Raw genomic sequence first — 19,679 nt, forward strand, 5'->3', positions numbered from 1 at the left:
CCGGGCCTCGTCGCGTCCGACCCCGCGCCCGTCCCACCGACCCCGACGCCGCGCCCGCCGAGCTCGCCGGTCGCGCGCCGAGGTCGCCGGTCGGGACCGGCGACCTCGGCGTCGAACAGGCGACCTCGGCGGGTGGAGGGGTGTGGACCCCGGCGGGTGGGCGGGTGGACGGGGCGGGTGGGGCGTCAGCAGCTCGTGACGCGGTCCCAGCCGTCGGCGGTCTGGGACAGGGAGACCGACGTGCGGCTCGACCAGTAGCCGAGCGGGTCGCGGGAGCCGCGGGCGTACGTGCGCAGGCCGACGCGGACGGCGCGGTCCGCCTCGACGTGCGCGCGCGTGCTGTCGGTGACGCACGTGGCCGGCTGCCCGGGCTGGCCCGGCGCGGTCGGTGCGGGCGTCGGTGCGGGCGTCGGCGCGGGGGTCGTCGGTGCCGGCGTGGGCGCCGTCTGGTTCACGAGCGCGGCCGCGAAGCGCGCGCCCTCGGTGACCGTGCCGTTGGTCGCGTACGTGAGGTGCGCGGCGAAGCTGCCGCCGCCGCGCTGGCAGACCGGGTCGCCGGAGTTGCAGAACTCCTTCGCCTTGGGGCCGTAGGTGGGGCTGGCCTGCGCGATGGTGCGACCCGAGAGGCCGAGCGGGTTGCCGTAGACGACGACGGCGGCGACGCGGTCGGCGAGGTTCGCGGGGATCGCCTCGCCGCTGGTCGTGCCGGTGCGGATGCCGATCGCGATGTCTGTGACGGTGGCGCCCTGCGAGTACCCGCCGATCACGAAGCGGGTGCCGGGGCAGGCGGCGGCGCGGGAGACGACGCGGCGCGTCATGTCGGTGGCGCCCGGGCCGGCGCTGGTCTGGGCGCTGTTGGCGGCGTAGTCGACGGCGTACGACGACACCGTGCGGCCGGGCAGCTCGGCCTGCAGCGCGCGGACGAGCGGCGTGCCGAGGACGCCGAGCCCGGCGCGCTCGCCCGTGCCGCGGGCGAACACGAGCTCGACGTCGGAGCAGCCGGTGGCGGCGGTGGCGGACGTGGCGGCGACGACGCCGCCGGTGAAGGTCGTGACGAGCGCCAGGACGGCGACGAGGGAGCGGCGGGAGCGGACGGGACGCATCAAGGAGCCTCGCTGAGCTTCGGGGGGACGGGCCACGCTGACGTGGCACCCGGGTGGCCCGGAACCGGCCGGGCCGCTAGGAGGATGTCCGATTCCTCCGATTCATGTGAACCCTCTCATCGAAGGTGCGCCCGATCGGGTGAAGCGCTTCGAGAGCGGTCCGCGGGCGCCCGAGCGGCCGCGGCCGGGGGGCGTCCCCGCAGGTGTGGCGCACGTGACGCCCGCAAGCGGCCCCTCGCCGCGCGCGTCGCGCCCCGCGGTCCTAGCGTGTCCGTCGCCCCGCCGGCGGAGGACGACGACGACCTCCGCCGGCGTCCTCCGCCCGTCCTCCAGGGAGCTTGCCGTGGATCAGGCCACCGACGCCTTGCGCCTCGACGCCAACGCCGTCGACTACGCGCTCGTCGCGATCTACTTCGTGTTCGTCCTCGGCATCGGGCTCCTCGCCCGGCGCCAGGTCTCGACGAGCCTCGACTTCTTCCTCTCGGGGCGCGCGCTGCCCGCGTGGGTGACGGGGCTCGCGTTCATCTCCGCGAACCTCGGCGCCGTCGAGGTCATGGGCATGTCCGCCAACGGTGCCGAGATCGGCATGGCGACCATGCACTACTACTGGATCGGCGCGATCCCGGCGATGCTCTTCCTCGGCATCGTGATGATGCCCTTCTACTACGGCTCCAAGGTCCGCAGCGTCCCGGAGTTCATGCGCCGCCGGTTCGGCACGGGCGCGCACCTGGTGAACGCGCTGAGCTTCGCGCTCGCGCAGCTGCTCATCGCGGGCGTCAACCTCTACCTGCTGGCGACGATCGTCAACGTGCTGCTCGGCTGGCCGCTGTGGGTCTCGCTCGTCATCGCGGCGGCCGTGGTCCTCAGCTACACCGCGCTCGGCGGCCTCTCGGCGGCGATCTACAACGAGGTGCTGCAGTTCTTCGTCATCGTCGCGGCGCTGCTGCCGCTGACGCTCGTCGGCCTGCACCGCGTCGGCGGCGTGGACGGACTGGTGGAGCGCGTCAGCGCGGGCCCGGGCGGCGAGAGCGAGCTGTCGTCGTGGCCCGGGCAGGCGCTCACCGGGTTCGACTCCCCGGTGCTGTCGGTGATCGGCATCGTCTTCGGGCTCGGCTTCGTCCTGTCGTTCGGCTACTGGACGACGAACTTCGTCGAGGTGCAGCGCGCGATGGCGTCGGAGTCGATGTCGGCCGCGCGCCGGGCGCCCGTGATCGGCGCGTTCCCGAAGATGTTCGTGCCGTTCATCATCATCATCCCGGGCATCATCGCGAGCGTCCTGTCCCCGGAGATCGTCGCGCTCAAGGAGGGGCAGGAGGGCGGCGACATCCAGTACAACGACGCGCTGCTGCTGCTCATGCGCGACCTGCTGCCCAACGGCATGCTCGGCATCGCGATCGCGGGTCTGCTGGCCGCGTTCATGGCCGGCATGGCGGCGAACATCTCCGCGTTCAACACGGTCTTCAGCTACGACCTGTGGCAGCAGTACGTCGTCAAGGACAAGCCCGACGACTACTACACGAAGGTCGGCCGCCTCGCGACGCTCGCGGCGACCGTCATCGCGATCTTCACCGCGCTGCTCGCGTCCGGGTACAGCAACCTCATGGACTACCTGCAGACGCTGTTCGGCTTCTTCAACGCGCCGCTGTTCGCGACGTTCATCCTCGGCATGTTCTGGAAGCGCATGACGGCGACCGCCGGGTGGTCCGGCCTCGCGAGCGGCACCGTCGCGGCCATCCTCGTCGCGGTGCTCAGCGAGGACGCGCTCGGCCCGCTGAGCGTCGGCGTCATCCCGCTGTCCGGGCAGGGCGCCAGCTTCGCCGCCGCGGGTGCCGCGTTCGTCGTCGACATCCTCGTGAGCGTCGCCGTCACCATGGTCACGCGCCCGAAGGCGGAGTCCGAGCTGCGCGGCCTCGTGTACTCGCTGACGCCGAAGGAGCTGCGGACCGACCCCGACGAGCACGCGCTGCCCTGGTACCAGCGCCCGACGCGCCTCGCGGCGATCGCGCTGGTGCTCGTCGTCGGCCTCAACGTCGTCTTCCACTGATGCGTCTTCCACCGGGACAGGAGCCGGACATGACCTCGCAGGACACCGCGCGGGTGGTCCGCGCGTTCGACATCCGCACGATCATCGGCGCGCTGCTCGGCATCTACGGGCTCGTCATCACGGTCGTCGGGCTGTTCTTCACGTCGGAGGACGACCTGGCCAAGGCCGACGGCGCGAACGTCAACCTGTGGACGGGCATCGGCCTGCTCGTCGTCGCCGCCGGGTTCCTGCTGTGGGTGCGGCTGCGCCCGCTGGTCGTCACGCGGGACACCGGCACCGGCACCGGCACCGGCACCGGCACCGACCCGCAGGACCCGATGCGCCCGGAGTGACGGCGCGCCCGGAGTGACGGCGGGGGCGCACCGCCCCCGCCGCCCCGGCGTCAGGACGGCCAGACGAACTGCACGTCGAGGTACGGGCCGAAGGTCTCGGTCTCCCAGCTCTGCACGAGCGTCTGCCCGGGCTGCAGGACGAACACGTCCGCCTCCTCGAGCGTGTCGCGGTTGTTGGCGAAGTCCGGCTCGTACGGGCCGGGCACCACGGCGCCGACCTTGACCGCGCCGGCGGGCAGGCCGGTGATCCGGTAGTGGTACCCCTCGATGTCGGCCGGTCCCGTGGCCAGGACGTGGCCCGTCACCGCGTCGTACACGGTGACCTGACCGCCCTCGACCGGGTCGAGGCCCGAGAGCACCTGCCCCTCGATCGCGGCGCCCGCGTCGCGCACCCGCACGCGGTCGGCGCCGTCCAGCCGCGGCCGGTGCACGTCCTGCGCCTCCACGCGGTGCCGGCCCGTGCCGACCAGCGTCACGCCGGTGAACGTGACCGTGCCGGCGTCGGCCGCCGTGAACGTGTGCGCCGGCGGCAGCGCCCGCACCAGCGGGTCGTCGGTGCTCAGCTCGACCGTGCCGCGGTAGCCCGTCGCCGGGCGGCCCCGGTCACGCACCGTGACCGTGACGTCGAACGGCACGCCCGCGACCACGTGCGCCGGCGCGTCGACGTCGAGCGTCGTCCGGCCGTGCGCCGTCGCGGGCGGTGCGACCAGGGCGGTCGCGGCCACCAGCACCGCGACCACGGTCGCGCGCACCGCGCGGGTCCGCGCGGGTCGCCCGGCCGTGCGTGCTCCGCGCGCCACGCCTGCTCCTCGTGCTGTCGTCATCTCGTCCCCCGTCCGGAGGCGGCCCGGGACGGGCGTCCCGAGGGAGCCGCCTCCCGTACACCGGGGTAGTCGCGGCGGTCGCGCCGCGGCAAGGGAGATACCGGGCGAAACGGGCACCGGGGGCGGGTGCCAGGCGGGGGCGGCGACGACTTTCACCCGCCACCGGCCGACGTCGTCCGCGGGAGACGCCGCCCCTCCACCTCGTCAGGTGCGCACCGACCTCGTCACCCATGTCCGACGAGGTCGGCGCCGGGGTGCCGAGGTCGGCGCGATCGGGGAGCGGTCAGTCGTCGGACGTCATCGGCTCGCCCGACGGCGGGACGGGCACCTCGCCGCCCTCGAGGAGCGTGCGGCCGACCCGCGCCTTGACCTCGAGCTCGTCCACCTGCCAGATCCCGACCAGCTCCTGCAGGTCCTCGACGGTGTAGCCGGCCTCCCAGAACGCGCCGAGCGCGTCGTCGTACGCCTGCGCCTGCGCGTCCGCGGGCGACGCGGCGAGGGCCGCGTCGATCGGCGGCACCTCGCCGTCGAGCAGCATCTGGCCCGCCCGGGCCTTCGTCTCGATCGCGTCCGTGCCCCACAGCACGCTCAGGGCCGAGGCCTCGCGCACGTCGTAGGTCGCCCAGAACGCCTCGTACTGCTCGCGCGTGTAGCCGTCCGGCATGACCGTCCAGTCGATGCCGACGGCCTGCACGGCACCCTCGACGGCGCGGGCGACCGACGAGTACGGGTTGGCCGCGGCCGCGGCGCCCGCACCGGCGACGGCCAGCGTGCCGGTCACGAGGCCCGCGGCGACGATCTTGCCGCCGCGGTGCAGCGCACGGACGCCTCCCGGCTGGGCGCCGCGGCGGCCGGCCTCGGCGCGCAGGCGCGCGGCCACCGCGTCGAGGTCGGGGTGCTCCGCGGCGGCGCGGGCGTGCAGCGCGTAGGTGATGCGGGCGGCGAGCTCGTCGTCGGTCGCCGGGAAGGGTGTCGGCTCGGGGGCGTCGCCCGCGGCCGGGTGCGGCTGGCTCATCGGTGCTCCGGTCGGGTGGTGAGGTCGGTCTGGCGCAGCGCGGCCAGGGCGCGGGAGGCGTGCGAGCGGACGGTCGCGCTCGACGTGCCCAGCACGGTCGCGATCTCCGGGTCGGTCAGGCCCTCGTAGTAGCGCAGCACGAGGACGGTCCGCTGGCGCGGCGGCAGACCGGCGAGGTGCTGCCACATCGCGTCGTCCTGCACGACCGCGTCCGCGTGGTCGCCGTGCGGCCGGGCGTGCGCCGCGAGGACGTCGTCGGCGGCGGGGTGGACGGTCCGCACGTGCCAGCGCCGGCGCCACGACAGGTGCTCGTTCGTCACCATGCGGCGCAGGTACAGGTCGGGGCGGTCGAGCAGCGAGATGCGCGTCCAGCGGACGTGCGCGCGCAGCAGCACCTCCTGCACCAGGTCCGCCGCGGTGTGCCCGTCGCCGACGAGGACCGTGGCGTACCGCAGCAGGCCGGGCAGGTGGTCGCGCACGACGTCGTCGAGGGCGCGCGCGGCCGGGTCCGCCGCGGCCGCCGGCTCGGTGCGCGTCCGCGCCGGCACCACCACGGGGATCGCGGCGCTGTCGGGGCCGGCCGTCCGGATCCACGTCGTCATCGGACGACCACCGCCGTGAGCTCGTCGAGAGCGGCGCGCGGGTCGTGGGCTGCGGCGGCGCCCGGCCGGGGGAGGGGCGCGGGGTCGAGGCAGCGCAGCAGCAGCCGCTCGACGAGCGCGGCGCGGCGGACGACCGCGTGCCCGTCGACGTCCCCGGGCAGGACGCGCACCTCGACCGTGTCGCGCACGGGCCGCTCGGCCACCAGCTGCGTGAGGTTCACGTCCGCGTACTTGGTGAGCCCCACGGCGCGCGCCTCGGCGCGGAGCCCGGCCCAGCCGGCGTCGTCGTCCGCCCACGGCCGCTCGACCAGGTCGACGAGCGCGTCGGGCAGCGGCGCGAGGCGCCGGCACGCCGGGTTGGTGCCGAGCGCCGCCCACAGCGGCTCGCGCCAGTGCGCGAACAGCCGCACGACGTTCGCGAACGCGGCCGGCCGGCGGAACGGGGCGCCGTCGACGTGCACGTGCACGGCCGCCTCGCGCGGGACGGTGAAGCCCAGCTCCCGGGCGGGCGCCAGCAGGCGCTCGAGGGCGGCCGCGTGGTCGGTGACGAGCGGCGGCGTGACGACCTCGCACGGGCGCTCGCGCCCCGCCGGCAGGGGCAGCGCGACCGCGATCGTCGCCCCCGTCGCGTCGTTCACGCGCGCCGCGGCGGCGAACACGTCGGCCCGGACGCCGAACAGCGCCGCGACCGGGTCGAGCACGCTCGCGAGCGGGGCCCCGGGGTCGGCGTGCTGCGCGACGAGGCGCAGCAGGCGCGCGTCGTCGGACAGCAGCCGGTACCACCCCCGGTGCCCGGGCCGCGCGCGCGCCCCGGGCACCGGGGCGAGGTCCGCCTCGATGGTGATGTCGTCCACCAGCCGCGCGACCGGTGCACCGGCCGCGTCGACCACGTCGAACGCGGGCGACAGGTGGCGGAAGACGCCCACGCCCGGCACCGCCGACGGCTCGCTGTCCGTGTGGAAGGACCGCCGCACGGCGCCCGCGTGCCGCGCCGCGAGCGCCTCCGCCAGGGTCTGCCGGTCGGACCCGGCGGGCGCGAGGAGCTCGATCTCGAAACCGGTCCGCAGCGACAGCTCGTCCACGTCGGTCCTCTCGTCGGTGGTGCCGGGCCGGTGGGTCAGGAGCCGGCGGGCGTGCTGCCGGGGGCGACGGGGAGAGTCTGCCCGTCGAGCAGCGCCTGACCGGCGCGCGCCTTGGTCTCCGCGACCTCCGTGCCCCAGAGGGCCGCGAGCGCCTGGGCGTCCTCGAACGTGTAGCCGGCGTCCCAGAAGGCGTCGTACTGCGCGACCTCCTCGGCGGCGGCGGCCCCGGCCGCGTCGCCGTCGGCCGGGGCGGCGGGGGGCGCGTCGCCGGTCGCCGCGGCGTCGTCGGCCGTCGGGACCGTGCCGCTGGGCGCGACCGGCACCTCCTCGCCGTCGAGGAGCATCTGGCCCGCGCGGGCCTTCGTCTCGGTCCAGTCGGTGCCCCACAGCGCGGCGAGGGCGTCGACGTCCTCGGGCGTGTAGCCGGCACCCCAGAACGCGACGTACTGCTCGCGGGTGTAGCCGTCGGGCATGGCGGACCAGTCGACGCCGACGAGGCCGAGGGCCTCCTCGAGCGCCGACGCGGCGGGGGACCCCGGGTTCGCGGCGATCGCCGCGCCGGCGCCGCCGACGGTCAGCGTGGCGGCGATGACGCCCACCGCCACGAGGCGGCGGCGGCGCGGGTGGGACGTGGTGCTCGGGTTCATCGGGTCCTCCGTGAGGGCTCGTGGATGCGTGCCCTCTGAAGACGCCTCCCGACCCGGATGTGTGGAGTCCGATCCACACCCACCCGCACCGACACCACCACCACCACGCTCGCCGAGCGGAATACGGGGCCGCGATACACGCGCCGGAGCCTCACCGGTATTCCGGTCGGCGGGACGGCGTGGTGGTGGGGGCGGGGGGCGAACGGGGTCAGGCGCGCGGGTCGATCGGGAAGTTCTGGTCGAAGACGTGGTCCGGGTCGTACGTGCGCTTGAGGGCGCGCAGGCGGGTCAGCGTCGCCGGCGGGAACGCATCGAGGAGGCGCTCGGGGCGCGGGTCGGTCTCGAACGACAGGTACAGGCCGTCCATGTGCGGGTACGCGAGGCGGTCCCAGACGTCGTCGAGCCCGGCGCGGGAGCCGCGCGAGGTGAACGCCGTGGCGGAGAACGCGTGGTCGCGGTGCGCGTAGGCCGTGGCGTCGAGGGGGACGTCGTTGGCCGCGCCGCCGGTGGCGCGCAGCTGCACGAGCGTGGTCTCGCCGGACTCGAGCACGCGTCCCAGGTCCGCGGCGGCCTCCGGGGTCATCGTCCGGAGCAGCCCGGACCGCGAGACCGGCGGCGCGCCGCCGTCGTGGTGCTTGGCGACGGGCCCGACGATCCCGGCGTACGGCGTCAGCTGCGCGCGCTGGTCGAGCACCGGCGCGACGCCGAGCATCGGCTCGAGCGCCTCGACGGCCGCCTGCGCGTCGTCGTCCGCCCACACCGTCATCGCCTGCGCGATCGGTCCGCGGCCCGGCGACGACGCCTGCAGGTGCAGGAAGCTCGTCAGCTGCCGCGGCGACGCCTCGACCAGGCGCCCCCACCGCTCGAGCAGCACGCCGGGCTCGGACGCGTCGAACACCATGGTCGCGAACACGACGTCCGGCACCTCGGCGGCCTCGACCTCGACCCAGGTGACGACGCCGAGGTTGCCGCCGGCGCCGCGCAGGCCCCAGAACAGCTCGGGCTCGTGCTCGGCGTCGACGCGGTGCACCGTGCCGTCGGCGGTGACGACCTCGGCCGCCACCACGTGGTCGATCGTCAGCCCGTACGAGCGGCCGAGCAGCCCGATGCCGCCCGTCGTCGCGAGGCCGCCGACGCCCACGCCGCCGTAGTCGCCCGACGAGATCGCCCACCCGCGTGGCGCGAGCGCGGCGGCCACCGCGCCCCACGTCGCGCCGGCACCGAGCCGCACCCGGCGGCGCGCGGCGTCGACGACCTCGACCTGGTCCAGCCGGCCGAGGTCGAGCACGACGCCGCCGTCGTTGGTCGACCGCCCGCTGATGCCGTGCCCGCCCGACCGCACGGCGAGCGGCCCGCGCTGGCGGCGCGCGTACGCGAGGCCGTCGACGACCTCCTCGACGGTCCGCGGCAGCAGCACCAGTCCCGGCTCGCCGCGGCGCATGTACGTCGAGCGCAGCGACGCGTACCGGCGGTCGCCCGGCTCGACGGCGTCGAGGCCCGCGGGCACCGCGTCGTAGTCGATCCCGGCGGCCCGCCTCGCCAGCTGCGCGACGGAGCGGACGGGCCCGGTCTGCGTGCCGGCCGTCGCGCGCGCCGCGGCGACCTGGTCGCGCACCGCCGGTGCGACGCGCTCGGCGAACGTGCGGATCGTCGCGGGGTCGTCGGTGCCGAGCACGAACGTGCCGATGCCGTCGTCGAGCGCGAGGCGCACGAGGTCGTCGACCCACTGCTCGGGCGGGCCGACGAGCAGCCCGTCGGACGCCGACGAGAACCGGCCGGACAGGTTGAGGAGCCGGCGGACCTCGCGCGGGTCGCGGCCCGCGCCCCGGGCGGCCTCGTCGACGGCCGCGTTGCCGCGCACCAGGTCACCGGGCTGCAGGTACCCGAGGGACGGCAGCCAGCCGTCGGCCTTCTCGCCGACCAGGCGCAGCATGCGCGGCTTGTACGCGCCGACCCAGATGCCGACGTCGTGCACCGGCGCCGGTCCGCGCTTCGCGCCGGCGACGTGGTGGTGCGTGCCGCCGGCGCGCAGCGGCCGCCGCTCGTCCGTGTCCCACAGCCCGCGGATGACGTCGATCGCCTCGCCGAGGGCGTCGACGCCCTGCCCGGGGGTGAGCCGCGGGACGCCCATCGCCTCGATGGCGTCCCAGAACCCGCCCGCGCCCAGCCCGAGCTCGGCCCGCCCGCCGGAGAGGGCGTCGAGGCTCGCGACGGCCTTGGCCAGCACGGCGGGCTGCCGCAGCGGCAGGTTGAGGACGTTCCCCGCCAGGTGCACGCGCTCGGTGCGCGCGGCGACCCACGTCAGCAGCGTCCACGTGTCGAGGAACGCCGGCTGGTACGGGTGGTCCTGGAACGTCACGAGGTCGAGGCCGGCCTGCTCGGTGAGCACGGCGAGCGCCACGGGGGCCTGCGGGTCGGCGGCCTGCGGCGTGAGGAAGGTGCCGAACGTCAGCTCGTGGCCGTAGTCCGTCATGGGGCGTCTCCTGTCGTCTGCGACCACGATCGTATGCACAGCAGACGATCTGTGCGACCACCGGTACGCTCGGACGCATGAGCACCGACGGCGACCTGGGCTGGCAGCTCGGCACCCTGCTGGCCCGCTGGCGGGCCGCCGTCGAGGACGCGGTCGGCGACGTGCCGTCCGGCCCTCGCGGCTACCACGTGCTCGGCGCCGTCCTCGACGGCACCCCGCCGACGCAGGCCGCGCTCGCCGCCCGGCTCGGCATCGACCGCACCGTCATGACGTACCTCGTCGACCGGCTCGTCGGCTGCGGGCTCGTCGAGCGGCGGCCCGACCCCGCCGACCGCCGCGTGCGGCGCATCGTCGCGACCGACGCCGGCCGCGTCCGGCACGCCGACCTCGCCGCCCGCGTCGCCGCGGCCGAGGACGACGTCCTGGTCGGGCTCGACCCGGGCGACCGCAGCGCGCTGCGCCTGCTGCTCGCCCGCGCCACCGGGGCGCCCGTGCACGGCGAGGACGTCTGCCGCGTCGTCGGCGCCGTCTGACCCGCCGCCCGCCGCGTCCCGCCCGCCGCCCCCCTGCCGCGCCTCGCCGCTCAGCCCGCCGGCGCCACCCGCGCGCGCAGCACGTCGACGCCCGGCCCCGCGAGGTCGTCGACGTACGCGACGCGTCCCGCCATCGCCATGACGAGCGCGAGCGTCGTCCCGCGCACCAGCGGGCCCTCGCCCGCCGCGAACGGTCCGTCCGTGGCCTCGAGCCGCAGCCCGCGCGCCGCGGTCGCGCTGTGCACGGCGAAGTCGCGGCGGACGTAGAACTCCGCCACCGCGGTCACGGCCTCGACCGACGGCGTCGTCGCGAACCCGAGCGGGCGCCGCACGTCCTGCGCGTGCACGACGACCTCGCCGAGCCACGCGGCCGTGTCGCCGGAGGGCGCGGTCGTGCGGTCGACGGCGGCGCGGAAGCGAGCGAGGGTCTCGGCGGGCGTCGCCCCGCGGTGCTCCGCGAGCCGGCGCGCGTTGTGCAGGTCCGCGTCGAACCGCGCGCCCACGATGCTCGCGAGCCACCGCGCGGGCGTCAGGTGCGCCGCCGACGTCAGGTGCGCGACGACGTCCTCGACCGTCCACCGCCCGCACAGCGACGGCGTGGCCCACGCGGCGTTGTCGAGGCCGGTGAGGTCGTCGGCGAGCGCCGCACGCTCGGCGCGGACGGCGGACAGGACGGCACGGTCGGCACGGCCGGGCACAGGACCTCCGGGGTGAGGGGTCGGACGTGCACGCACGCTACGGGGAGGCCGGCCGCCCGCGGCGCGTTGCCGCATCTACAGGAGCCGATCGCTCGGTCCACGGTGCGCGGTGCCCCTGCGACACCCTTCCGCGGACGGCCGGCACGGGAGTAACGTAGGTATGTACCTACAAGGAGGCCGCGATGCCCCACGTGACGTCCCGCGAGTTCAACCACGACGTCTCCGCCGCCAAGCGCGCGGCCAAGGACGGGCCGGTGGTGATCACCGACCGCGGTGAGCCCTCGCACGTGCTGCTGACGTACGCGGACTTCCAGCGCATGACGCGCCGTGCGTCCCGTCCGCCCTTGTCGCAGGCCCTCCGCATGGACGACGACATTGAGTTCGAGCCGGGCCGCGCGGCGTTCGACGTCCGCCCGGTCGACCTGTGAGCCACCTCCTCGACACGAACGTCCTCTCGGAGCTGCGACGACGTGCCCCCGACCCGCGCGTCACCGCGTGGGTCGACGGCCAGGACCCGGAGTCCCTCTTCCTCTCGGTCATGACCGTGTACGAGATCGAGCTCGGCATCCGGTCGGTCGAGCGACGCGACCCGGTGCAGGCGTCGTCGCTGCGGACCTGGTTCGCGACCCGCGTGCTGACCGAGTTCGCCGACCGTGTCCTGCCGGTGGACACGCCGGTGGCGGTCCGCGCGGCGGCGCTCTCGGTCCCGGACCGGCGCCCGCGGAGCGACGGCCTCATCGCCGCGACCGCGCTCGTGCACGGGATGCCGGTCGTGACGCGCAACGTCGCTGACTTCGCGGACGTGCCGGGTCTCGCGGTGCTGGACCCCTGGCGGCACTGACGCCCCACGTCGGCGGCCGGCGGCGGGAGGTACTGGCGTCGCGGCGCCGTCCGGGACCAGACTCGCGCCATGGAGTACCGGACGACGATCCTCGCCACGGGCGGCACGACGACCGGCATCCCGGTCCCGGACGAGGTCATGACGGCCCTCGGCGGCGGCGGGCGGCCGAAGGTGACCGCGACAGTCGGCGGCTACACGTTCACGACGACGGTCGGCACCCGCGACGGCCGCCGGCTCCTGCCCTTCAGCAGCGACCGCCGCAGGGAGAGCGGCCTCGCCGCGGGCGACGAGGTCACGGTGTCGATCGCGCTCGCGGACGCGTGAGCGCGGGACCCCGGAACACGGGCACGTCCGCGGTCGTTCGACCCGACGTGGACCAGGACCCGACGGCCGCCCCGGACGCCCGCGTCGACGGGCACCCGCCCGGGCGCGTGGACGGCCACGCGCCCGGCGGCGTCGACGGGCACCTGCGCGACGGTCGTGCGGACCCCGACACCGGCACCGGTGCCCAGACCCGCGTCCTCGCCGAGCTCGTGCACGTGCGCACCGGCCGGCTGCTGCGCCCCGACGCCGACGCCGACGAGCTCCCGCGGCGCATCCGCGCGCTCCAGCGCGAGCTCACGCGCTTCCTCATGACCTACCAGTTCGGCATCGACGAGGTGCTGACGAAGGTCAACATCCTGCGCGAGGAGTTCGAGCAGACGCACGACCACAGCCCCATCGAGCACGTGCGCTCGCGGCTGAAGTCGATGGACTCGCTCGTGCAGAAGGTGCTCCGCACGGGCTGCGAGCCGACGCTGCCGGCGATCCGCGAGCGCATCCGCGACGTGGCGGGCGTGCGGATCACGACGAGCTTCGTCTCGGACGCGTACTGGGTGGTGCGGATGCTCTCGCGCCAGCCCGACGTCGACGTCGTCGAGGTGAAGGACTACATCGCGCACCCGAAGCCGAACGGGTACCGCTCGCTGCACGTCATCGTGCGCGTGCCGGTGTTCCTGTCGGACCGCACGGAGCACGTGTACGTCGAGCTGCAGGTGCGGACGATCGCCATGGACTTCTGGGCGAGCATCGAGCACCAGCTGTACTACAAGTACGACCGCGAGGTGCCGCCGCACCTGCTCGGGGAGCTCGAGGACGCGGCCCGCGTCGCGGCCGACCTGGACCAGCGGATGGGCCGGCTGCGCGACGAGCTGCGGAGCCTGTCGACCCCCTGACCGGCGCGCGCCGGCGTCGACGGGACGTTGGCGGATCCGTGCCCGGGCGGTCGGGCGTGGCCGGCGCCCCCTCGCACGCACCCGGTGGCCGCCCCGGAGCCCTAGGGTGGCGTCCGCACCGGCGGACGGAGGAGGAGCGACGTGCGGATGCACCGACGACGCCGGCGGGGTCGCGTCCGCCGGTTCCTGGGCGGGCTCGTCGAGTCGGCCGACGGCATCGAGGCGGGCGTCCTGCTGCTGCGGCTGCTCACCGCGCCGCTGCGGCTGCTGCTCCGGCTCCTGGAGTAGACGCGGTCACCGGGGTGCGGACGGGGTGCCCTCGGCCAGCCGGTACCGGCCGCGGTCGTCCTCGAGTTCGGCGCGCATGCCGGGGTGGCGTGCCCAGCGCTCCAGGGACCGGACGAGGACGGACGGCCGCACGTCGAGCAGCGGCAGCGGCACCGCGAGCCCCGGCCGGCGCGGCGTGCGCGGCAGCAGGCCACGGCGTCGGTCCCAACGCCACGACGGTGCGTCCGGGCGGGCCTGCACCACGAGGTCGACGTGGCGGCCCGCGTCCACCAGCCGCACGTCCGCGACGTCGTCCCACGCCAGCGTGCCCGCGCCGTCGCCGGTGTGCAGGTGCAGGCCCTCGCGGCTGAGCACGAGCCGGCCGCCGTGCCGCACGCGCAGCCACAGGTCGGGCACGCAGACCAGCACCGGCAGCGCCGCCAGCCACAGCAGCACGGCGCCGCCCGACCCGCGCGCCGCCACGGCCGCCGTCACGAGGGCGGCCGCGACCGCGGTCGTGCCGGACGCCTGGAACCACGGGACGGTCCCGGCGAGGGGCAGCACCACCGCCGGCCGGTCCTGCACCGTCGCCACCTCGACCCGTGCGCCGTCCGCGGGCCCCGGGGGCCGGAGGTGCAGCACGCCGACGCCGACACCGACCGCGACCCACGCCAGGCCGGTCGCGACGCCCGCGGCCCACCCGGTCCCGTCGCCCTCCGCCAGCGCCCACGCCGACCCGGCCGCCAGCGCCGCGCCGAGCAGCACGTTCGTCACCGTGACGAACCACAGGAAGCCGCGGCTCGCGGGCCGCCGTCCGTCGCTGACGAAGGCCCACACCTCCGGCACCGTGCCGAGCGGCACCCGGAGGCGGCGCAGCTCGGTGTCGCCGCGCCGCAGGAGCTCCTCCGTCGTGCGCTCGCCCCACGTCGCCATGGCGGCTCCCTCCGTGCGTGCCCGGTGACGGCCGACGGGCCGTCGGGCGCCGATCCTGCCAGCCCGCCACGAGGGTGGGACCCCCGGTCCCCGGACCGGCGCGGCCTTCCGCGCACCACCGCCCGCACGCAGGCTCGTCCCGACGCCGCGGCCCGCACCGGGCGGCGGCCACGACGAGGAGGACCCATGACGGACACCCGCATCGCTCTGGTCACCGGCGGCAACCGCGGCCTCGGCCGCGCGACCGTGCTCGCGCTCGCGGCCGACGGTCTCGACGTCGTCCTCACGTACCGGCAGCACGAGGACGAGGCCGCCGCTGTGGTCGCCGACGCGCAGGCGGCGGGCCGGCGCGCCGTCGCGCTGCGCCTGGACACGGGCGACGTCGCGGACGTCACCGCGTTCCCCGACCGGCTGGCGGACGCGCTCACCGCCACCTGGGGGCGCGACCGGTTCGACGTGCTGGTGAACAACGCCGGGCACGCGGTACCGACGCCGCTCGGCGGCACCACGGCGGAGCACCTGCAGAGCCTGTTCGACGTGCACGTGCGCGGCGTCTTCCTGCTCACGCAGGGTCTCGCGCCGCTGCTCGCCGACGGGGGGCGGGTCGTCAACCTGTCGAGCGGGCTGGCGCGGTTCGTCTCGCCCGGCGGCCTGTCGGCGTACGGGGCGATGAAGGCGGCGGTCGAGGCGCTGACGCGGTGGTGGGCGCTCGAGCTCGGGGAGCGTGGCATCACGGTCAACGTGGTGGCGCCGGGCCCGGTGGCGACGGACTTCGGCGGCGGCCGCGTGCGGGACTCCGCGGAGATGCGCACCGCGCTCGGCGCGCAGGCCGCGCTCGGGCGGGTCGGCGAGGCGGAGGACATCGGTCCCGTGGTCGCGGCCGTCGCGTCGCCGGCGCTCGCGTGGGTGACCGGGCAGCGCCTCGAGGCGTCGGGCGGCACGCGCCTGTGACGTCCGGCGACGAGGACGCCCGCGCGCTGCCGCCCCGGCCGCGCGCGGGCGTCCTTGCCCGCCGGCCCGCCCGGGCGAAGACTGCGGGCGTGGATCGCGCCCAGCTCGCCGACTTCCTGCGCACCCGTCGCGAGGCGCTCCAGCCGGAGGACGTCGGGCTGCCGCGCGGCGCGCGCCGGCGCGCCCCGGGTCTGCGGCGCGAGGAGGTCGCGCTGCTGTGCGACATGTCCGTCGACTACTGGTCGCGCCTCGAGCAGGGGCGCGGACCGCAGCCGTCCGACCAGATGCTCACGGCCGTCGCCCGCGGGCTGCGCCTGACCCTCGCCGAGCGCGACCACCTGTTCCGCCTCGCCGGGCACCACGCGCCCGAGCGCGTCGGCCGCTCCGAGCACGTCGCGCCCGGGCTCATGCGCGTGCTCGACCGCCTGCACGACACCCCGGCCCAGGTCATGACGGACCTCGGCGAGACGCTCGTGCAGAACGCCGCCGCCGTCGCGCTGTTCGGCGACGCGTCGCGCCTGACGGGCCTCGACCGCGTCGCCGCGTACCGGTGGTTCACGCACCCGGCGTCCCGGCGGATCTACCCCGAGCGCGACCACGACCTGCGCGGACGCGTGTTCGTCGCCGAGCTGCGCACCGCCCTGGCCCGGCAGGGCGCCGGCTCGCGCGCCGAGCAGGCCGTCACCGCGCTGCTCGCGTCCGGCGAGGAGTTCGCGCGCGTGTGGGCGGACCACGAGGTCGGGCTCGTGCACGGGCCGACCAAGTGCTTCGTCCACCCCGAGGTCGGCGAGCTCACGCTCGAGTGCCAGAAGCTGCTCGACGCCGAGCAGTCCCAGGTGCTCCTCGTCCTCACCGCCGTCCCCGGCACCCCGGACGACGACAGGCTGCGCCTCCTCACGACGCTCGGCCGCCAGGCGCTCGACGCCTGACCCCGACACCGAGCGCATCCCGCCGCCGACCGCGGCACCCACACCGACTGCGGTGGATGCGTCACGAGTGCGGGTGTGGCAACAGGGGCGCTCGTGACGCATGTACCGCACTCGGGGTGGGGTGCGCAGGTTCGTCGGCGAAAGGGGTTGTGCCGACGTGGGTTCAGTGGTTCATTAGTCATGTAACGAACCACAGAACAGGAACGGAGGGACGCCGTGTTCGACGGCCGTGACCCCGTGTACCTGCAGATCGCCGACCAGATCCGCCAGGACGTCCTCTCGGGCGACCTCGCGGCCGAGGAGCAGGTCATGTCCACCACGCAGTACGCGACGACGTTCCGGATCAACCCGGCGACGGCCGCCAAGGCCTTCAACCAGCTCGTCGACGAGGGCGTCCTCTACAAGCGCCGGGGCGTCGGCATGTTCGTCGCCCCCGGCGCCCGTGAGCGACTCCTCGCCGAGAGCCGCGAGACGTTCTTCACCGACACCGTGGACCCGGTCGCCGACGCGGCCCGGGTGCTCGGCATCCCCGTCGAGGAGGTCGTGGCCCGCCTGCGCGAGCGCGCGGCCCACCTCGACGCCACCACCACCACGACCACCGACACGGAGGCCGCACGATGACCGCCACCAGCCCCGGCTACGGCGTCACGCTGCGCGGGGTCACCCAGCGCTTCGGGGACACGGTCGCGCTCGACGGCGTCGACCTGGAGATCCGCCCCGGCACCATCACCGGGCTGCTCGGCCGCAACGGCTCGGGCAAGACGACGCTCGGCGCGCTCGTCGCCGCGTTCCGCCGGCCGACGTCGGGCCAGGTGCTCGTCGACGGCGAGGACCCGTGGGAGAACGAGCGCACGGCGCCCGGCGTCTGCCTCGTCCGCGAGTCCGGCGACGTCCTCGACGAGGACAGCCTGCGCGACAACCTCGACTTCTTCGCGGGGGCGCGGCCCACGTTCGACCGCGGGTTCGCCGCCGAGCTCATGGACCTGTTCGAGCTCGACCCGCGGAGCAAGCCGAGCAAGCTCTCGCGCGGCAAGAAGTCGGCCTTCGGCATCACGGTCGGCCTGGCGAGCCGCGCGCCGCTGACCCTCCTCGACGAGGTGCACCTCGGCCTCGACGCCCCGAGCCGGTACGCGTTCTACGACACGCTGCTCGCCGACTACCTCGCGCACCCGCGCACGATCGTGCTGTCGAGCCACCTCATCGAGGAGATCGAGCGGCTGCTCGAGGACGTCGTCGTGCTCGACCACGGTCGTGTCCTGATCACCCAGGACGCCGACTCGCTGCGCGCGGAGGGCGTCTCCGTCACCGGCCCGCAGGACGCGGTCGACGCGTTCGTCGCCGGCCGCACCGTGCTCGGCACCCAGCGGCTCGGCCGCACCGCGCAGGTCACCGTGCGGGGCGTCCTCACCGACGCCGACGTCGCGCGGGCCCGCGCCACGGGCCTGGAGCTCGGACCCGTGCCGCTGCAGGACCTCTTCGTCCACCTGACCGACCCCCGCCGCCGCGACGGCGTCGTGACGGCCGACAGCGGGAGCGAGGTCGTCCCGTGAGCGCCACCACCGTCACCGCGCCCGCCGTCCGGCGTCGGTCGCCCCTCGCGCACGCCCTCGGCCGCCAGGTCTCCGTCGCCGTGTACCTCGCCTGCTGGTACTGGGCGATCGCCCTGGTCGTGCTGCTGGCCGCGACGCTCATCGTGTGGCGGGTCAACGGCAGCGTCGACGTCTCGATCGTCGCGTACGCGCGGCAGTCGGCCATCTGGTTCCCGTTCTCGCAGGCGATCCTGCTCGTCGCGGCGCTGCTGCGGGTGCACGTCGCGGCCGGCATGACGCGCCGCACGTTCGTCCGGGCGTCGTTGATCACGGCGGTGTCCACCGGCCTCGGCTACACGCTCGTGCTGAGCGGCCTGCTCCTGCTCGAGCGTGCGCTGCACTCCGCGGTCGGCTGGGACGCCGAGATCCTCGAGCAGGGCTTCGAGCTCACCGGGCGCGACTTCCCGGCCATGGTCGGCGAGCTCGCACCGGCGCTGGTCCTCGCGAACCTGTGCGGCCTGCTCGTCGGGGTGGTCTACCACCGCTACGGCGGCTGGTGGGGCACCGTCACCCTCCCGCTGACCGTCCTGCCGATCGTCGCCACGCTCGCCCTCGCCGGGGAGTGGTTCGGGTCCTTCCCGCTGGACGGGCTGCTCGGCGGCGCCGGCGACGCGCCGCTGCTCACGGGTGCGGTCCTCGCGCTGGTCACGGCCGTCGTCTACGTCGCGCTCGTCCGCTCGACACCCGTCCGCACGCCGCGCTGACCGCGGCCGCACGCCGACCGCACCCCGCGCCGGCCGCACCCCGCGTGGGCCGCACCTCGCACCGACCGGCCCGCGCCACCCCGCCCACGACACCGGAGGACCCGATGACCACCGCCACCGCCACCGCCGCCCGGCCCACGGCGCGGCCGACACCGCTGCGGCACGCGCTGCGGACGCAGCTGCGCCTGGTGGGGCCGTTCACCCGGTGGTTCCTCGCGATCGCCGTGGTCGGCGCGGCGGTGGCCACGGTCGTGCTGGCCGCGCTCCGGGTCGACGTGAGCACGACGGTCGCCGGCCTCGCCCGGCAGGGCAGCATCTGGGTCGTCTTCGCCCAGACGGTCGTCCTCGTGTCCGTGCACCTGCGGGTGCACGTCGCGGCGGGCATGACGCGGCGGGTCTTCGTCCGCGCGAGCGTGGTCACCGCCGTCGCCGTCGGGCTCGCGTACGGGCTCGGGTACACCGCGCTCGTGCTGCTCGAGGGCGTCCTGCACGACGCCCTCGGCTGGGGCACCGCCGTCACCGACGCGTTCCTGCCCGGGCCGCACGACTCCGCCCTCGCGCTGCTCGCCGAGTACGCGCCCGTCCACGTCGTCGCGGCCGTCACCGGCCTGCTCGTCGGGTCGGCGTACCAGCGCCTCGGCGGCCGCTGGGGCACCGTCGCCCTGCCGCTGACGTTCCTGCCGTTCGCGGCCGCCCTGTCGCTCTCCGCGACGCAGGTCGGCCCGGTCGCCCTCGCCGAGCCGCTCACCCGCGGTGCCGCCACCGCCGTGCACGTCCTCGGCGCCCTGGTCCTCACGGCCGTCGCGGCCGCCGCGCACGCGGCGGTCACCCGCTCGCTGCCGCTGCGCACCACCGGCTGAGCGGGCTCGCACCCGGCAGTCCTCGCGCGCCCGTCCCC

Annotated in this window: 23 protein-coding genes; 14 read left to right on the top strand and 9 right to left on the bottom strand. The window is 75.8% G+C overall.

Annotation, left to right across the window (positions count from 1 at the left end; translation table 11 throughout):
* Positions 1–185: 185 nt before the first annotated feature.
* Positions 186–1,103, bottom strand: a complete 918-nt coding sequence (locus tag ACFUMH_RS08585) for a cutinase family protein (protein ID WP_378203386.1) — start codon at positions 1,101–1,103, stop codon at positions 186–188.
* 343 nt (positions 1,104–1,446) lie between these two features.
* Here ACFUMH_RS08585 and ACFUMH_RS08590 point away from each other — a divergent pair, with 343 nt between their 5' ends.
* Positions 1,447–3,147, top strand: a complete 1,701-nt coding sequence (locus tag ACFUMH_RS08590) for a sodium:solute symporter family protein (RefSeq protein WP_378203389.1) — start codon at positions 1,447–1,449, stop codon at positions 3,145–3,147.
* Between the two features lie 29 nt (positions 3,148–3,176).
* The gene (locus ACFUMH_RS08595; RefSeq protein ID WP_378203392.1) at positions 3,177–3,479 is read left to right on the top strand and encodes a hypothetical protein; all 303 of its coding nucleotides are present in this window, start codon (positions 3,177–3,179) and stop codon (positions 3,477–3,479) included.
* Between the two features lie 50 nt (positions 3,480–3,529).
* Here ACFUMH_RS08595 and ACFUMH_RS08600 read toward each other — a convergent pair whose 3' ends face one another.
* The 6 genes from ACFUMH_RS08600 to ACFUMH_RS08625 all read right to left on the bottom strand — a co-directional run bounded on the left by ACFUMH_RS08600 (position 3,530) and on the right by ACFUMH_RS08625 (position 10,122).
* Entirely contained in the window at positions 3,530–4,279 is a 750-nt protein-coding gene (locus ACFUMH_RS08600) for a hypothetical protein (RefSeq protein ID WP_378203394.1), read from the bottom strand.
* Between the two features lie 307 nt (positions 4,280–4,586).
* Entirely contained in the window at positions 4,587–5,318 is a 732-nt protein-coding gene (locus ACFUMH_RS08605) for a hypothetical protein (protein WP_378203397.1), read from the bottom strand.
* Positions 5,315–5,920, bottom strand: coding sequence for a SigE family RNA polymerase sigma factor (locus ACFUMH_RS08610; protein ID WP_378203400.1), 606 nt, complete (start codon positions 5,918–5,920; stop codon positions 5,315–5,317). The genes ACFUMH_RS08605 and ACFUMH_RS08610 overlap by 4 nt, the downstream gene beginning before the upstream one ends.
* Positions 5,917–7,002 (bottom strand): amidoligase family protein, encoded by a 1,086-nt coding sequence (locus tag ACFUMH_RS08615; RefSeq protein ID WP_378203402.1) that lies wholly within the window; start codon positions 7,000–7,002, stop codon positions 5,917–5,919. Before ACFUMH_RS08615 ends, ACFUMH_RS08610 begins: the two co-directional genes overlap by 4 nt.
* 35 nt (positions 7,003–7,037) lie before the next feature.
* Positions 7,038–7,649 carry a hypothetical protein gene (locus ACFUMH_RS08620; protein WP_378203404.1) on the bottom strand — a complete coding sequence of 204 codons (612 nt, stop codon included), beginning with the start codon at positions 7,647–7,649 and terminating at the stop codon, positions 7,038–7,040.
* A 208-nt stretch (positions 7,650–7,857) separates the two neighbouring features.
* Positions 7,858–10,122, bottom strand: a complete 2,265-nt coding sequence (locus ACFUMH_RS08625; protein ID WP_378203406.1) for an LLM class flavin-dependent oxidoreductase — start codon at positions 10,120–10,122, stop codon at positions 7,858–7,860.
* A 77-nt stretch (positions 10,123–10,199) separates the two neighbouring features.
* Between ACFUMH_RS08625 and ACFUMH_RS08630 the strand changes: the two genes are divergently transcribed.
* Positions 10,200–10,655 (top strand): MarR family winged helix-turn-helix transcriptional regulator, encoded by a 456-nt coding sequence (locus ACFUMH_RS08630; RefSeq protein WP_378203408.1) that lies wholly within the window; start codon positions 10,200–10,202, stop codon positions 10,653–10,655.
* Between the two features lie 50 nt (positions 10,656–10,705).
* On the opposite strand, the gene ACFUMH_RS08635 is transcribed toward ACFUMH_RS08630, so the two are convergent.
* Complete coding sequence (locus ACFUMH_RS08635) at positions 10,706–11,353, bottom strand: maleylpyruvate isomerase family mycothiol-dependent enzyme (protein WP_378203410.1); 648 nt, start codon at positions 11,351–11,353, stop codon at positions 10,706–10,708.
* Positions 11,354–11,535: 182 nt separating this feature from the next.
* On the opposite strand from ACFUMH_RS08635, the gene ACFUMH_RS08640 reads away from it, so the two are divergent.
* The 5 genes from ACFUMH_RS08640 (at position 11,536) to ACFUMH_RS08660 (ending at position 13,696) form a co-directional block, all read left to right on the top strand.
* Complete coding sequence (locus tag ACFUMH_RS08640) at positions 11,536–11,781, top strand: type II toxin-antitoxin system prevent-host-death family antitoxin (RefSeq protein WP_378203413.1); 246 nt, start codon at positions 11,536–11,538, stop codon at positions 11,779–11,781.
* Positions 11,778–12,194, top strand: a complete 417-nt coding sequence (locus ACFUMH_RS08645; RefSeq protein WP_378203416.1) for a type II toxin-antitoxin system VapC family toxin — start codon at positions 11,778–11,780, stop codon at positions 12,192–12,194. The genes ACFUMH_RS08640 and ACFUMH_RS08645 overlap by 4 nt, the downstream gene beginning before the upstream one ends.
* Positions 12,195–12,263: 69 nt before the next feature.
* Entirely contained in the window at positions 12,264–12,518 is a 255-nt protein-coding gene (locus tag ACFUMH_RS08650; protein ID WP_378203419.1) for a DUF1905 domain-containing protein, read from the top strand.
* A gap of 47 nt (positions 12,519–12,565) precedes the next feature.
* The gene (locus ACFUMH_RS08655; RefSeq protein WP_378203422.1) at positions 12,566–13,408 is read left to right on the top strand and encodes a GTP pyrophosphokinase family protein; all 843 of its coding nucleotides are present in this window, start codon (positions 12,566–12,568) and stop codon (positions 13,406–13,408) included.
* A 147-nt stretch (positions 13,409–13,555) separates the two neighbouring features.
* Positions 13,556–13,696, top strand: coding sequence for a hypothetical protein (locus ACFUMH_RS08660; RefSeq protein ID WP_378203425.1), 141 nt, complete (start codon positions 13,556–13,558; stop codon positions 13,694–13,696).
* A 6-nt stretch (positions 13,697–13,702) separates the two neighbouring features.
* On the opposite strand, the gene ACFUMH_RS08665 is transcribed toward ACFUMH_RS08660, so the two are convergent.
* Positions 13,703–14,608: a hypothetical protein gene (locus tag ACFUMH_RS08665; protein WP_378203428.1), complete on the bottom strand. Its 906-nt coding sequence runs from the start codon at positions 14,606–14,608 to the stop codon at positions 13,703–13,705.
* 186 nt (positions 14,609–14,794) lie between these two features.
* Here ACFUMH_RS08665 and ACFUMH_RS08670 point away from each other — a divergent pair, with 186 nt between their 5' ends.
* From ACFUMH_RS08670 to ACFUMH_RS08695, 6 genes are all read left to right on the top strand, one after another.
* Positions 14,795–15,559: an SDR family NAD(P)-dependent oxidoreductase gene (locus ACFUMH_RS08670; RefSeq protein WP_378203431.1), complete on the top strand. Its 765-nt coding sequence runs from the start codon at positions 14,795–14,797 to the stop codon at positions 15,557–15,559.
* Between the two features lie 89 nt (positions 15,560–15,648).
* Entirely contained in the window at positions 15,649–16,488 is an 840-nt protein-coding gene (locus ACFUMH_RS08675; RefSeq protein ID WP_378203434.1) for a helix-turn-helix transcriptional regulator, read from the top strand.
* Positions 16,489–16,704: 216 nt separating this feature from the next.
* Positions 16,705–17,109 (top strand): GntR family transcriptional regulator, encoded by a 405-nt coding sequence (locus ACFUMH_RS08680; protein ID WP_378203437.1) that lies wholly within the window; start codon positions 16,705–16,707, stop codon positions 17,107–17,109.
* Complete coding sequence (locus tag ACFUMH_RS08685; RefSeq protein ID WP_378203440.1) at positions 17,106–18,038, top strand: ABC transporter ATP-binding protein; 933 nt, start codon at positions 17,106–17,108, stop codon at positions 18,036–18,038. Before ACFUMH_RS08680 ends, ACFUMH_RS08685 begins: the two co-directional genes overlap by 4 nt.
* Positions 18,035–18,781, top strand: a complete 747-nt coding sequence (locus ACFUMH_RS08690; protein WP_378203443.1) for a hypothetical protein — start codon at positions 18,035–18,037, stop codon at positions 18,779–18,781. Before ACFUMH_RS08685 ends, ACFUMH_RS08690 begins: the two co-directional genes overlap by 4 nt.
* A gap of 104 nt (positions 18,782–18,885) precedes the next feature.
* Positions 18,886–19,641 carry a hypothetical protein gene (locus tag ACFUMH_RS08695; RefSeq protein WP_378203446.1) on the top strand — a complete coding sequence of 252 codons (756 nt, stop codon included), beginning with the start codon at positions 18,886–18,888 and terminating at the stop codon, positions 19,639–19,641.
* Positions 19,642–19,679 lie beyond the last annotated feature (38 nt).

Origin of the sequence: Cellulomonas sp. NPDC057328 (genome assembly GCF_042667215.1) — a bacterium.
Taxonomy (GTDB): Bacteria; Actinomycetota; Actinomycetes; order Actinomycetales; family Cellulomonadaceae; genus Cellulomonas.